Source organism: Rahnella sp. BIGb0236, assembly GCF_004364755.1.
GTDB classification, from domain to species: domain Bacteria; phylum Pseudomonadota; class Gammaproteobacteria; order Enterobacterales; family Enterobacteriaceae; genus Rahnella; species Rahnella victoriana.
In genome coordinates, this window is record NZ_SOAO01000007.1 from 190,178 (window position 1) to 202,573 (window position 12,396).

The 12,396-nt window shown below is 51.1% G+C and carries 12 protein-coding genes; 6 read left to right on the forward strand and 6 right to left on the reverse strand.

The window, feature by feature from the left end:
* Nucleotides 1-59 precede the first annotated feature (59 nt).
* Nucleotides 60-890: an ammonia-dependent NAD(+) synthetase gene (nadE, locus tag EDF78_RS15900; protein ID WP_095921819.1), complete on the reverse strand. Its 831-nt coding sequence runs from the start codon at nt 888-890 to the stop codon at nt 60-62.
* A gap of 468 nt (nt 891-1,358) precedes the next feature.
* On the opposite strand from nadE, the gene EDF78_RS15905 reads away from it, so the two are divergent.
* A complete protein-coding gene (locus EDF78_RS15905; protein WP_095921820.1) occupies nt 1,359-2,123 on the forward strand; it encodes a DUF481 domain-containing protein in 765 nt (254 codons plus the stop codon).
* A gap of 143 nt (nt 2,124-2,266) precedes the next feature.
* Here the strand turns inward: EDF78_RS15905 and EDF78_RS15910 are convergent, their stop codons facing one another.
* Complete coding sequence (locus tag EDF78_RS15910) at nt 2,267-3,541, reverse strand: YeaH/YhbH family protein (protein WP_119827182.1); 1,275 nt, start codon at nt 3,539-3,541, stop codon at nt 2,267-2,269.
* A 34-nt stretch (nt 3,542-3,575) separates the two neighbouring features.
* Nucleotides 3,576-5,510 (reverse strand): protein kinase YeaG, encoded by a 1,935-nt coding sequence (gene yeaG / locus EDF78_RS15915; protein ID WP_095921875.1) that lies wholly within the window; start codon nt 5,508-5,510, stop codon nt 3,576-3,578.
* A 533-nt stretch (nt 5,511-6,043) separates the two neighbouring features.
* On the opposite strand from yeaG, the gene EDF78_RS15920 reads away from it, so the two are divergent.
* Both EDF78_RS15920 and EDF78_RS15925 read left to right on the forward strand, forming a co-directional pair.
* The gene (locus EDF78_RS15920) at nt 6,044-6,793 is read left to right on the forward strand and encodes a MipA/OmpV family protein (RefSeq protein WP_133823458.1); all 750 of its coding nucleotides are present in this window, start codon (nt 6,044-6,046) and stop codon (nt 6,791-6,793) included.
* Nucleotides 6,794-6,903: 110 nt separating this feature from the next.
* Nucleotides 6,904-7,758, forward strand: coding sequence for an aldo/keto reductase (locus EDF78_RS15925; RefSeq protein ID WP_133823459.1), 855 nt, complete (start codon nt 6,904-6,906; stop codon nt 7,756-7,758).
* A gap of 72 nt (nt 7,759-7,830) precedes the next feature.
* On the opposite strand, the gene EDF78_RS15930 is transcribed toward EDF78_RS15925, so the two are convergent.
* A complete protein-coding gene (locus EDF78_RS15930; RefSeq protein ID WP_095921878.1) occupies nt 7,831-8,700 on the reverse strand; it encodes a D-hexose-6-phosphate mutarotase in 870 nt (289 codons plus the stop codon).
* Between the two features lie 166 nt (nt 8,701-8,866).
* A complete protein-coding gene (gapA, locus tag EDF78_RS15935; protein WP_013575362.1) occupies nt 8,867-9,865 on the reverse strand; it encodes a glyceraldehyde-3-phosphate dehydrogenase in 999 nt (332 codons plus the stop codon).
* Nucleotides 9,866-10,214: 349 nt separating this feature from the next.
* Between gapA and msrB the strand changes: the two genes are divergently transcribed.
* The 3 genes from msrB to EDF78_RS15950 all read left to right on the forward strand — a co-directional run bounded on the left by msrB (nt 10,215) and on the right by EDF78_RS15950 (nt 11,693).
* On the forward strand, nt 10,215-10,628 hold the full coding sequence (msrB, locus tag EDF78_RS15940) for a peptide-methionine (R)-S-oxide reductase MsrB (protein ID WP_133823460.1): 414 nt from the start codon (nt 10,215-10,217) through the stop codon (nt 10,626-10,628).
* A gap of 95 nt (nt 10,629-10,723) precedes the next feature.
* On the forward strand, nt 10,724-10,996 hold the full coding sequence (locus EDF78_RS15945) for a DUF1315 family protein (RefSeq protein ID WP_013575364.1): 273 nt from the start codon (nt 10,724-10,726) through the stop codon (nt 10,994-10,996).
* A 94-nt stretch (nt 10,997-11,090) separates the two neighbouring features.
* On the forward strand, nt 11,091-11,693 hold the full coding sequence (locus EDF78_RS15950; protein ID WP_133823461.1) for a LysE family translocator: 603 nt from the start codon (nt 11,091-11,093) through the stop codon (nt 11,691-11,693).
* Nucleotides 11,694-11,762: 69 nt separating this feature from the next.
* Here the strand turns inward: EDF78_RS15950 and pncA are convergent, their stop codons facing one another.
* Nucleotides 11,763-12,392: a bifunctional nicotinamidase/pyrazinamidase gene (pncA, locus tag EDF78_RS15955; RefSeq protein WP_133823462.1), complete on the reverse strand. Its 630-nt coding sequence runs from the start codon at nt 12,390-12,392 to the stop codon at nt 11,763-11,765.
* Nucleotides 12,393-12,396 lie beyond the last annotated feature (4 nt).

Below are 12,396 nucleotides of genomic sequence, written 5' to 3' on the forward strand. Positions count from 1 at the left end.
GGGCCGTGAATAAAAACGGACACCCTGAGGTGCCCGTCTGATGCGAAGAACCGCAGAAATTATATTTTCTGCCAAAAATCGTCGAATACGGTGATCGGCGGACGGCGTTTATGTTCCGTACGCAGATACCAGCCTTCAATAATGGCGGCAGCGTTATCGTCGATTTTCTTGCCTTCAAGATAATCGTCGATCAGTTCGTAGGTCACGCCCAGCGCGGCTTCATCCGGCAAGGCAGGGCGGTCTTCTTCCAGATCGGCCGTCGGGGCTTTGGTATAAAGATGCGCCGGACAACCGAGTTCTTTCAGCAATGCCTTTCCCTGACGCTTGTTCAGACGGAAAATCGGATTGATGTCCGTGCCGCCGTCGCCGTATTTGGTGAAGAAGCCGGTGACCGCTTCTGCTGCGTGGTCAGTGCCCACCACCACGCCTTTCTTCATCCCGGCGATGCTGTACTGGGCTTTCATGCGTTCGCGGGCTTTCTCATTGCCTTTGATGAAATCGCTCAGTTCAATGCCGATTTCACGCAATGTCGCTTCGCTTGCCAGCACCGCATTTTTGATATTCACGGTCAGAACCTGATCCGGCTGGATGAAGGTGATCGCGTCCTGACAGTCGGCTTCATCCGCCTGCACGCCGTAAGGTAAACGCACCGCAATGAACTGATAATCCGCTTCTGTCGTTTCCGCACGTAATTCGCTAATTGCTGTTTGGCAAAGTTTGCCGGTAAGAGTAGAATCTTGCCCGCCGCTGATGCCCAGAACCAGTGTCTTGATGAACGGATGGGCCAGCAGATAACTTTTGAGAAAATCGACGCTGACACGGACTTCCTGTGCGGCATCGATGTGCGGTTTAACGTGCAGAGCCTGAATAATCTCTTGTTGTAAAGCCATGACCACTCCTCCTGAAGGCTGCCTTCGAGGAACCCGAGGCAAAAATAAGACGTTATCAGGATAAAACTACCCCGCATCGCTCAAAAGGACAAGATTCAGCGACGAGTTCGGCGGAAATCTGTACGCTGCCAGCTCGCAATATTTCGAACGAAAGCGGCAGGAAAGAAGTAAAGTGTGGCGCGTTAAGATCCATTACTGACCCGCATTGAAATAAGAAATCAATGAAGGGAAGTGTAATGATTTTGTATGTTTCTATTGCCGGAAATATATGTCATTCGGAACTATCTAAAAAAGCCGCTTTATTAAGATATCCTGGGCTGAGTGCGTTATATTTGTTGCGGTAGAAATATTTGTATGCATGTGCCATCGAAATGGAGTTGCCAGGCTTGATTAACGGATCCTAATTAATGGCATACATCGTGTGGTTCTAATGTCGTTATTTGCCTTAAGTCTTATTGGGGAAACAAAATGTTTTTTCGGGTTGTACGTCGTTTACCAGCTTGTGCCGTAGTCTGCGGTGCAGCGCTGTTCAGTATTTCAAGCCTTGCAGACACCACAATCTTCACCGCGTTAGATGACCCTGCTCAGGCGAAAAAACCGTTCGAAGGCAACGTTCAGGCGGGTTACAGTGCGCAAACCGGTAACACCAGCAACTCCACGCTGAATGCTGATACCACCATGACCTGGTTTGATACCAACACGGCTTACAGCCTGTGGGGTTCTGCGCGTAACACGTCTTCGTCCGGTGTGCGTTCATCTGAAAAATATCAGGCTGGCGGCCGTACGCGCTACAACCTGGATACCGCGAACTATGTGTTTGGTCAGGCGAGCTGGCTGAGCGACCGTTATAACGGTTACCGTTCACGTACTGTCGGCGCGGTCGGTTACGGTCGTCAGATCTGGAGCGGCCCGGTTCATACGCTGAACCTGGAAGCAGGTCCTGGTGTTCGTCACGATGAGTTCGAACAGGGCGGTAACACCACCCGTGCTCTGGCCTACGGTTCCGGCACTTACGGTTATCAGATCAGCGACACGGCACGTTTCACCCAGGGCTTCTCCGTTTTAGCGAACGACGAAACCACGCTGAATTCTGAAACTGCACTGACTGTGGCAATCAATACCCACTTCTCATTGAAAGTGGCCTATGACGTCACCTACAACACTAAACCACCTGCCAGCGCACCGGATAAAACCGATACCGTGACGTCTGTGAACCTGGTTTACGGTCTGTAATTTTCCCGTCGGGAAATAATGCAAAAAGCCGGAGGAGAAATCCCCCGGCTTTTTTAATGGATTATTTTGGTGCATCGAAACGCGGTAAAAAAACATAAAAAAACCGGCGACAGATTCATCGCCGGTTGTATTTTATTTCGTTCTTAACCGTTTTCAGTTTGCTTATGGAACAGTTCCCTGAACACCGGATAAATATCTTCCTGTTCCCGGATATGCTGCATAGCGAAATTATCGAATTTCTCCTGCAACACTTCGTATTCACGCCACAGCGTCTGGTGGGCGCGGCGGGTGATTTCGATATAGCTGTAATAACGTACCATTGGCAGGATCTTCTGTGCCAGCAACTGGTGGCACAGAGGGGAGTCGTCAGCCCAGTTATCGCCATCAGAGGCCTGCGCGGCGTAAATATTCCACTGCGCCGGGTCGTAGCGCTCCTGAATGACGTCATCCATCAGTTTCAGCGCGCTCGAAACGATGGTCCCGCCGGTTTCCTGCGAGTAGAAGAACTCCTGTTCATCCACTTCTTTGGCCTGGGTATGGTGACGGATATAGACCACATCGACGTTTTTATACGTCCGGCTCAGGAACAGATAGAGCAGAATATAGAAACGTTTGGCCATGTCTTTGGTTGCCTGATCCATTGAACCGGAGACATCCATCAGACAGAACATCACTGCCTGGCTCGAAGGCTCAGGGCGACGCTCGTAGTTGCGGTAACGTAAATCAAACGTATCGATGAACGGCGTTTTGGCGATTTTTGCCCGCAACTCAGCAATCTCTTTACGCAGACGTTCTTCTTCCAGCAATTGTGCCGGTTCACTGTGTTCGACCTCGGTCAGCGTCGATTCCAGTTCACGCAGCTCCCGTTTTTTACCCGCGGTCATCGCCGTGCGACGGGCCAGCGAGTTTTGCAAAGAGCGCACCACACTGATATTGGCCGGCACGCCGTTAGACGTGTAACCGGAGCGGTGGGTTTTAAATTCATTCAGCTGTTTATGCTGATTTTTACGCAGGTTAGGCAGCGCCAGATCTTCAAACAGCAGATCGAGATATTCGTCTTTGGAGATCTGGAATGAAAATTCATCTTCGCCTTCACCGTCCTGGCTGGCATCGCCCTGACCACTGCCGCCACCACCGCCCCCCTGCGGTCGTTCGATGCGGTCATTCTGTACAAAGTGGTCGTTGCCGGGGTGAACACGGTGGCGCAAGCCACCGCGACCCTGATGAAACATGGGCTCGTTGATATCAGCGTTGGGAATCGATACCGATTCCCCGCTGTCTACGTCGGTAACCGAACGCTTGTTGATGGCCTCGGCAATCGACTGTTTGATTTGCGACTTATAGCGGCGCAAAAAGCGCTGGCGGTTCACCGCGCTTTTATTTTTGCCATTCAGCCGACGGTCAATAAAATACGTCATATTTCCCCCAAACGACGTTGCCAACGATCTTCTGTTACGAGGATTTTCTTACGCGCAGGTACCATTCACACAGCAGGCGTACCTGTTTGCGTGTGTATCCTTTCTCCATCATTCTGTCGACAAAATCATCATGTTTTTTCTGTTCATCGGTCGACGTCTTGGCGTTAAACGAGATAACCGGCAGTAATTCCTCGGTATTTGAGAACATTTTTTTCTCAATCACCGTGCGCAGTTTCTCGTAACTGGTCCAGTTTGGATTGCGGCCGCTGTTATTGGCGCGGGCACGCAGCACGAAGTTGACGATTTCGTTGCGGAAATCTTTTGGATTGCTGATCCCGGCCGGTTTTTCGATCTTTTCCAGCTCAGCATTCAGCGCTTCACGGTCAAACAACTGACCGGTATCCGGGTCGCGGTATTCCTGATCCTGGATCCAGAAGTCAGCGTAGGTGACATAACGGTCGAAAATGTTTTGTCCGTATTCTGAATAGGATTCCAGATAAGCCGTCTGGATCTCTTTGCCGATGAACTCAGCGTATTTCGGGATCAGATAGCCTTTCAGGTGCTCCAGATATTTCTCAGCGATGTCCTGCGGGAACTGTTCGCGCTCGATCTGCTGTTCCAGCACATAGAACAGATGAACCGGGTTGGCGGCCACTTCGGCATGGTCAAAGTTGAACACGCGGGAGAGGATTTTAAACGCGAAACGTGTCGACAGCCCGTTCATGCCCTCATCCACGCCCGCATAATCGCGATATTCCTGATAGGACTTGGCTTTCGGGTCGGTATCTTTCAGGCTTTCACCGTCATACACCCGCATTTTGGAATAGCTGCTGGAGTTTTCCGGCGTTTTCAGACGCGAGAGGATCGAGAAGCGCGCGAGCGTTTCCAGCGTTCCCGGTGCGCATGGCGCATGAGAAAGTTCACTGTTGCTGAGCAGTTTGTCGTAGATTTTCATCTCTTCCGACACGCGCAGGCAGTAAGGCACTTTCACGATGTACACGCGGTCAAGGAAGGCTTCATTATTCTTGTTGTTACGGAACGTCACCCACTCAGATTCGTTGGAGTGCGCCAGAATAATGCCGTTGAACGGCAGGGCGGAAATACCTTCGGTACCGTTATAGTTACCTTCCTGCGTCGCTGTCAGTAACGGGTGCAGTACTTTAATCGGGGCCTTGAACATCTCCACGAATTCCATCACGCCCTGGTTTGCACGGCACAGCGCACCGGAATATCCGTAGGCATCAGGATCGTTTTGCGCGTGGTTTTCCAGTTTACGGATATCCACTTTCCCGACCAGCGCCGAGATGTCCTGGTTGTTTTCATCGCCGGGTTCTGTTTTGGCGATGGCAATTTGTTCGAGGATCGACGGCCAGACTTTCACGACTTTAAACCTGGTGATGTCGCCACCGAATTCATGCAGACGTTTTGCCGCCCATGGCGACATGATGGTGCCGAGATAGCGCGGAGGAATGTTGTATTCTTTATCGAGAATATGCGCATCTTCCTGCGGGTTGAACAGGCACAAAGGATGATCGTTTACCGGGCTGCGTTCGCCGTTGGCGCTCAGCACATAAATCGGTACGCGTTGCATCAGGGATTTCAGCCGTTCGGCCAGAGATGATTTACCGCCACCCACCGGGCCCAGTAAATAAAGGATTTGTTTCTTTTCTTCCAGACCCTGCGCGGCGTGTTTCAGGTAGGAGACAATCTGTTCGATAGCCTCTTCCATGCCGTAAAACTCTTCAAATGCAGGGTAACGTGCAACAACACGGTTCGAGAATAAACGCGACAGGCGTGGTTCAAGCGCGGTATCTACCATCACTGGTTCACCTATGGCCATCAACAGACGTTCCGCCGCATTGACATAAGCACTGCGATCTTGCCGTGCAATGGTAAGAAATTCCTGCAGTGTGAACTCTTCGTCCTTGGCAGCCTCATAGCGCTGGCGATAGTGGTCAAATATGTTCATACGATGCCCGTCCTTCGTTATTTTACCCTTCGTCCCCGGAACCGCCGACTGGCTGCAATTCCAATGAGTTGGGTATAGCACAGGTTAATGAGAGCTTTTTTCAGCGCCCCCGGAAGAAAGATCTCCCACCTGAATACAGCAACCCTTATGCCAACTTGCAGAACCCCTTCAAAGCCGACAGATGCGATGATTTGTTCACTGTCAGACCCGGTGGGATGGGCAACCGTTCAGGCTAAGTCTTTCATCTATTTATAAGCGTAGTTTGGCATTAAGAAAATTTCCTCTATGCGTTTGCCGTTTTTTAAGTCATATCAATGACTCAGTTATCAGGAATGCTCTGAAAAGCCTTGCAGGACGTGCTTTGCAGAGCGGAAGTTGTTTCTTTAGTCATTTTTATTTCATATTTTGCAGTTAAATTGTGCGATCGACCCGGTTTTTCTGGATATGTCTTTTCATAGACCCAGATTTGCTAAGCGCGACGTTTACGGTTCATTTACACTAGCGGCGATTTTTTACTTAATGGAATTAAGACAATGAAAAAAATTACTCTTAAAACACTGTCCATCGTGGGCGCGGCAGTGGTTTGCAGCCATGCTGCTGTTGCGGGAACCTGGCAGGTCGGTGGTTCCGCGCTGGTCGCCCCTGATCCGTACCGTGGCAATAACGACCACGTTTATCCCGTGCCGATCATCAATTACGACAATGATGACTTCTACTTCCACACCCTGATGGCGGGTTACTATTTGTGGAATGACGATGCGAACAAACTGAGCATCACCGCCAGCTATTTCCCGTTAACCTTCGACCCGAGTGACAGCGATGACAAGCGCATGAAGCGTCTGGACAAACGTCACTCCACCCTGATGGCGGGTCTGGCCTATTCTCATAACGCTGAGTGGGGTACGATTCGCGCCAGCTTTAACGCGGACACCCTTGATACCAGTAACGGTATGACCGCTGATCTGGGTTATCTGTATGCGATCAAAGGGTCTAACTGGGCCGTGGTACCAGGCTTTGGTGTGACCTGGTTCAGCTCGAATCTCAACGATTATTATTATGGCGTGACCAAAGACGAATCGCGTCGCAGTGGTTTCCACAGCTATTCTGCAGACGACAGTTTCAGCCCGTACGTTGAAGTTTCCGCGAAATACAATTTCACGCCTGCATGGCAGGGCTTCGTGACGGGCCGCTATCTGCGCCTCGGCAGTGAAGTGACTGACAGCCCGATCATCGAAAAAGACTGGACGGGTGTACTGTGGACAGGTGTCACCTACACCTTCTGATGCAATGCACCGTCAGAGTGAATGAGTTGCACATTAATGGGGCGTTTCGCCCCATTTGCACATTTATAGATCATCAGACATTACAGTCATAACCCAACCGGAGGAAACAGATGAAAGCGAACACCGTGCAATTCCCCGACGGCACGACCGTACCCGCAATCGGACAAGGTACCTGGTATATGGGAGAGCGAAACAGTGACATTCGCTCTGAAGTGAAAGCCTTGCAGCAGGGGCTGGATGCCGGTATGACCCTGATCGATACCGCAGAAATGTACGCCGATGGCGGCGCGGAAAGGGTGGTCGGAGAGGCCATCGCCGGGCGTCGGGATGAGGTTTTTCTGGTATCAAAAGTGTACCCGCACCATGCCGGTGGCGCGAAAGCGATCGCCGCCTGTGAGCAAAGCCTGAAAAGATTACAGACCGATTGTATAGACCTGTACCTGTTGCACTGGCGTGGTTCGATTCCGTTACATGACACCGTGGCGGCGATGGAAAAATTGCAGCAGTCTGGCAAAATCCGTCGCTGGGGCGTGTCGAATCTCGATACTGACGATATGCAGGCGCTGTGGAAAATCCCCGGCGGCAATGAATGCATGACCAACCAGGTGTTGTATCACGCAGCGGCCCGTGGGATCGAATTCGACCTGCTGCCGTGGTGTGAAGAGCACAGCGTACCGGTGATGGCGTATTGTCCTCTCGCACAGGCAGGTAAGTTACGCCACGACGTGCTGACCGCACCGGTGATGCTTGATATCGCCCAGGCACGCGGTGTCAGCAGTTCACAGATTGCGCTGGCCTGGGTAATACGCTCCGGTAACGTGATCGCCATTCCCAAAGCGGTACAGCCCCGGCATGTAAAAGATAATGCGGCGGCGCTGACGCTCAGCCTGACGGCAGATGAAATTGCACGCATTGATGCCGCGTTCCCGGCGCCACGCCATAAAACGCCGCTGGATATGGTCTGAAGTCTCCGCTTCCTACCCGCCATCAGACGACAAAAAGGGGCCTTCCGGCCCCTTTGTCATGCGCGCTGCAAACTACTTACGGAGGGAGAAAGTCACCGCCAGACGTGCAGGTGCTGCATGGGTAGACACATGTTTGTGGGAAACTTGTGCCGTTTCAACGCAGACCATGGTTTTGTAACCGTCGTCCGGCATATCCGCCATGCTGACTGACAGGGCAGAACCCGGGTTCCACGCAACCACGTCAGAATTGTTTTCATGTGCGACAACCAGCGTACGTTTCAGTACCGGGTCAACGATTTCGCTGGTGGCCTGCGGCTGGGTGTAAATGCGGTCAGTTTGGCCGGTGAAGGTCAGATCACCCGTTTCCTGCTTGGCTTTTGCGCCATCGACTTTATCGATAAAGTTGTTGCCCAGACCTTTAATGCTGACATCCGCGATATCGCCAATGTTGAAATAAGTGTGAAGGGCGCTGTTGGCTTCGAAATCACCGGTAGATTCCAGCTCAATATGGCAGGTTTCCCCCAGTGAAAAACGTGCGCTCAGCGTGAACTCATGTGGCCAGAGAGCCAGTGTTTCAGGTGAGCTTTTCAGCGTTAAGGTAAGAACGACGCCTTCGTCATTTTCTTTATGGTCAGTCAGTTCCCATGGAAGATTACGGGCGAAACCATGTGAAGGCTGACCCGCCGGACCGAACCACGGCCAGCAAATTGGAATGCCACCACGGATCGCGACGCCTTCTTTGAACGCACTGGCGCTGCTCATCCACAGCACAGGTTCTTCACCTTCAGGCTGCCATAACAACAGGTGCGCGCCTTGCAGGGCAATTGCGGCACGAACTTTCGGATGGGTGACAACGAGCACCGGCAGTTCGTCAATCTGACGCTGGCTGACGGAGGTAGAGATTTGGTTTACGACCGGAAGAGAAAAGAGTTGTTCTGTCATTATCTAAAGTCCTGTCAGGGTTAAACAATTACGATTTACAACCAAGACTACACATGAACCAAACCTGTCTGTTTGATCGCACTCATGTGCTGATAAAAAAGTGCATCCGACAGAAAGCAAAAGGGCGACTTGCGTCGCCCTTCAATCAGTTCATTCACATAACCAATTATTTGGAAACGTGAGCGATCAGATCCAATACTTTGTTTGAGTAGCCAGTTTCGTTGTCGTACCAGGAAACCAGTTTCACAAAGTTGTCGTTCAGCGCGATACCTGCTTTCGCATCAAATACGGAAGTCAGTTTTTCGCCGTTGAAATCGGTAGAAACTACGTCGTCTTCGGTGTAACCCAGAACGCCTTTCAGGTCGCCTGCTTCAGAAGCTGCTTTGATCACTGCGCAGATTTCTTTGTAAGAAGCTGGTTTTTCCAGACGTGCAGTCAGGTCAACAACAGAAACGTTAGGGGTAGGAACGCGGAACGCCATACCGGTCAGTTTACCGTTCAGAGCCGGGATAACTTTACCTACTGCTTTAGCAGCACCGGTAGAAGAAGGGATGATGTTCTGGGATGCGCCGCGGCCGCCGCGCCAGTCTTTGTGAGACGGGCCATCAACAGTTTTCTGAGTTGCGGTAGTTGCATGAACAGTGGTCATCAGCGCTTCAACGATACCGAAGTTGTCGTTGATCACTTTAGCCAGTGGTGCCAGGCAGTTAGTGGTGCAAGATGCATTAGAAACGATTTCCTGACCTGCGTATTCTTTATGGTTAACACCCATAACGAACATTGGCGTGTTGTCTTTAGAAGGACCAGTCAGAACAACTTTCTTAGCGCCTGCAGTGATGTGCTTACGAGCAGTCGCATCATCCAGGAACAGACCAGTCGCTTCAGCCACAACGTCAACGTTAACTTCGTTCCATTTCAGGTTAGCTGGGTCACGCTCAGCGGTAACACGGATGGTTTTGCCGTTAACAACCAGGTGACCGTCTTTAACTTCAACAGTACCGTTGAAACGACCATGAGTTGAGTCGTACTTCAGCATGTATGCCATGTAGTCCGCGTCTAACAGATCGTTGATTGCTACGATCTCGATGTCAGAACGTTCTTGAGCAGCACGGAAAACAATGCGACCGATACGGCCAAAACCGTTGATACCTACTTTGATAGTCATATATTCCACCAGCTATTTTTTTAGTGAATAAAAGGTTGGTTGTAAAATTACAAAAACCTTGCTGAGCGTCAAGCGGAATCGTGTCAATTATTGCTGTAAGTCAAAGCGACGACCTACTGTTGCTCGCTTATTGCACGTTCCGTTTTTTTAATCGGCTCACAACCACATGGGGGCGAAAAACTGAATATAAAGTACCGGAAGAGCAGGAGTGTGATCGCCATCACAAGTTGGAGCAGGGTAACGCCGATGCCATACAGTTTAGGACAAAACAGACAGACCTGTTGTTAATTTTTTGTTATTATAAACTGTTATTTTAGTTGATTTTTATATTCGTCAGAGAACGAGAATCATGAGCATTGAAGCCAAATCTTCCTCTACACTTGAGCAACTCACTGAAATACAACGTTATGTCACGCAGGAACACGGAACAGAGCCTCCGTACTCTGGAAAGTTGCTGCACAACCGCCGTGAAGGGCTTTATCATTGCGTGGTGTGTGACTCGGCGCTGTTCTACTCCGATACCAAATACGATTCCGGCTGTGGCTGGCCAAGTTTTTATCAGCCCGTGAACCCTGATGCGATTAAATATCTTACTGATAAGTCGCATAATATGGCGCGTGTCGAGGTTCGCTGTGCCAGCTGTAACGCGCATTTAGGGCATGTTTTCCCCGATGGCCCGAAACCGACGGGCGAACGTTACTGTGTAAACTCGGCCTCGATGAGTTTCACCGACGGTCAGAATGGCGGGAAAACCACCGGTTAAGCCGCCAGAAAATGATGTTGTAATCTAACCGACAAAATCGATTCAGCTATTATTCAAAACCGCTTGAATAATAGTGATGAACACAAGGTGCTCAGATGGAAATTAATCAACTTATTGATGTAATGACGCCGGAAATCTACGCACGTCTCGCGCAGGCTGTCGAACTCGGTAAATGGCCGGACGGTGTCGCGCTGACGCCGGAACAAAAAGAGCACAGCCTGCAGGCCGTGATGCTGTATCAGTCGCGTCACAACGTTGATGCCCAGCATATGAGCATCGGCACCGACGGACAAATCGTCACCAAAAGTAAGCAGGAACTGAAACAGCAGTTTGCGCAGGACACGCTGATCAAACTCAAACCTGAGTGAACCCCACAGGTGCAAAAAAAGGGCGCTGAGCCGCGCCTTTAAAATTGATGTTAATCCACTTAAAAAGGAATTTACCCTAAATTCTTATCAGCCTATGGACATCAATTTAACCGGCTTCATCCCCGCATTACTTCCCGTTGCGCTTTCCCCCGGTGCGAGTTTCACGCTTGCCATGAACAGTGCACTGTCAGGTGGACGGAAAGGGCTTCTAAAGACGCTCACCGGCACGGCTCTCGGAATATACACCCATGCCATCCTTATCGGGCTTGGCATCACGTCATTGCTTGTGGCTTCACCGACGCTTTTCAATATGCTGAAAATAGCCGGCATGGTTTATCTGCTTTGGCTCGGCATCCAGCTTATCCGCAGTGGCCTCAGCGCACGTGCAATGGTGTTTGACGGCAGCGGCGGCGCGGTGACGTTGAAAGAGGCCTGGATCGCGAATGTACTCAACCCGAAAGCCATCCTGTTTTACCTGACTGTGGTGTCGCAATTTGCGGGCAGTCAGGGAGAGATCGGGCATTATATGATTCTGGCGAGTGTGCACATTGCAGTGATGTCTGTGTGGCTTATCACCCTCAGTCAGACGCTTGTTTTCTCTGCCAGCAAGATGAACACCCTGACCCTGAAAAAGACAGTGAACGTTGCGGGCGGGGGAATGCTGGTTGTTTTTGCGTTGAGTAGTTTTCTGCATTGAAGTGGTGGGCTGGTTAAAGATTTTGCTGCTCTTTGTCGTCCTGCTATTTCTTTAGCAGGACGACAAAATTCACGCCGTCACCGCCCCGGACGTACTCACCTTCACACCTGCAACCCGCATCGCTTCAACCGCTTGTGCGCTGTCTTCCGGCTGTAAGTTCACACCCCGACAGCCATCGGTCAGCAACGTCACCTGATAACCCAGTTCCAGGGCGTCAAGCACAGTGAATTTTACGCAGTAATCCGTCGCCAGCCCCATCACGTACAAATGTGTGATCTGCGCGGCTTTCAGCCAGTCATTCAGCACGGTGGCGGCGCGGTGGCCGTTGTCGTAAAAGGCGCTGTAGCTGTCGATGTCCGGATTGGTGCCTTTCTGCACCACAAAATCTACCAGCGGCAGTTTCAGCGCCGGGTGAAATTCTGCGCCCGGTTCGTGCTGGACGCAGTGAACCGGCCACCAGACCTGTGGCAAACCGTTCAGATCCCCCAGCGTCCAGGGTTCGGCGTGGGAATTCGCGGCGAAACTGCGATGTCCGGCCGGATGCCAGTCCTGAGACGCCAGCACGGGGATGTCATGGCTTTTGCACCACGCCATCATCTGATTGGCGACCGCAATCGTGGCATCGCCGTCAGTCACCGCCAGCGCACCGCCGTGACAAAAATCATTTTGCAGATCGACCAGCAACAACGCAGATTTCATAATG